This window comes from Schlesneria paludicola DSM 18645, from assembly GCF_000255655.1.
In the GTDB taxonomy this organism is placed as follows: Bacteria; Planctomycetota; Planctomycetia; order Planctomycetales; family Planctomycetaceae; genus Schlesneria; species Schlesneria paludicola.
The window spans coordinates 1-1,931 of record NZ_AHZR01000092.1 but is presented as its reverse complement, the minus strand read 5'-3'; the positions used below and the strand labels follow the sequence as shown (position 1 = coordinate 1,931).

At 53.3% G+C, this 1,931-nt stretch carries 1 rRNA gene; it reads right to left on the bottom strand.

From position 1 onward, the window contains the following. Positions 1-153: 153 nt before the first annotated feature. Positions 154-1,692 (bottom strand): 16S ribosomal RNA (locus OSO_RS0100090). Positions 1,693-1,931 lie beyond the last annotated feature (239 nt).

Sequence of the window (1,931 nt, the reverse complement as noted above, 5' to 3'; positions counted from 1 at the left end):
TATAAACAGATTGGAGGTTTGAGAATCGGAATTACGCTTGATGCGGACTGTTTGTTATTGATTTGATTCGCTGGAAGATACGGGTTTCAGAAACGATTGCTCGAATCATCACCCCAACCAACGTCTCTGGCGCAATTGACCAATATCCTTTAGAAAGGAGGTGATCCAGCCGCAGGTTCCCCTACGGCTACCTTGTTACGACTTAGTCCCAATCACGGAGTTCATCTTCGGCACCTGTGTCCTTGCGGTTCACGCAGCGACTTCGGATGCCCCCCGCTTTCGTGGCTTGACGGGCGGTGTGTACAAGGCTCAGGAACACATTCACCGCAGCAATGCTGATCTGCGATTACTAGCGATTCCGGCTTCATGCAGGCGAGTTGCAGCCTGCAATCCGAACTGGGGGACGCTTTTTGCGATTCGCTTGCCTTCGCAGGCTTGCAGCGCTTTGTACGCCCCATTGTAGCACGTGTGCAGCCCTGGGCATAAAGGCCATGAGGACTTGACGTCATCCCCGCCTTCCTCCGGTTTGACACCGGCAGTCTCCCTAGAGTCCCCGACATAACTCGCTGGCAACTAAGGATAAGGGTTTCGCTCGTTTAGCGACTTAACGCGACATCTCACGACACGAGCTGACGACAGCCATGCAGCACCTGTGCATGTTCCACTCTTGCGAGCGTGGCCCTGCTTTCACAGGGTTAATCCATGCATGTCAAACCCAGGATAAGGTTCTTCGCGTTGCCTCGAATTAAGCCACATGCTCCACCGCTTGTGTGAGCCCCCGTCAATTCCTTTGAGTTTCAGCCTTGCGACCATACTCCCCAGGCGGAACACTTAACGCTTTCGCTACGAGAAAGAAGGCCGAAGCCCCCTTCCTCCAGTGTTCAGTGTTTACGGCTAGGATTACCGGGGTATCTAATCCCGTTCACTCCCCTAGCTTTCGTGCCTCAGTGTCAGAAAAGGCCCAGTGTGCCGCTTTCGCTGCTGGCGTTCCTTCCGATCTCTACACATTTCACCGCTCCACCGGAAGTTCCACACACCCCTACCTCACTCAAGTCCTCCAGTATCACGCGCAGTTTTCTGGTTGAGCCAGAAGATTTCACACGTGACTTAGAAAACCACCTACGCACCCTTTAAGCCCAGTGATTCCGAATAACGTTCGCACAGTTCGTATTACCGCGGCTGCTGGCACGAACTTAGCCCGTGCTTCCTCTGAGGCTCTGTCAAATACAAGAGATAGCTCTCGTATACTTCATCCCCTCTGACAGCGGTTTACAATCCGAAGACCTTCATCCCGCACGCGGCGTCGCTCGGTCAGACTTTCGTCCATTGCCGAAGATTCTCGACTGCAGCCACCCGTAGGTGTCTGGCCAGTGTCTCAGTGCCAGTGGTGGGGGCCATGCTCTCACACCCCCTAAGCGTCAAAGCCTTGGTGAGCCGTTACCTCACCAACTAGCTGATACTGCGTAAGCCGCTCCCCAGGTGGAATCACACCCATTGCTTCCCAACCATCACGATCGGGAAGATTATCGAGTATTACCCACAGTTTCCCGTGGCTATCCTCGCCCTGGGGGTACGTCACCTACGTGATCCTACCCCGTTCGCCGGTGTCCCCCTTGCGGGTTCTCCCTCGACTTGCATGCCTAATCCACGCCGCCAACGTTCATTCTGAGCCAGGATCAAACCCTTTGAGTAGTGTTTCCGAACTGAACCACAAACCGCTGATAAATCAGGCAGCTTGAGATTCAGTGTTGTATGCACTGGGTTTGTCCGCTAGCCATGTGTTGACTGACCGATGAGTCTTACGACTCGGTTTGGTCATTTGTCTTCATCACAATTAAGTGATGGAGAACAAGGTCTTCGCACGGCCAGCAACCGCATCAATACGACAAGACTGATTCTCAAAACTCTCCAACCGTGTTTTCAAAGATCTG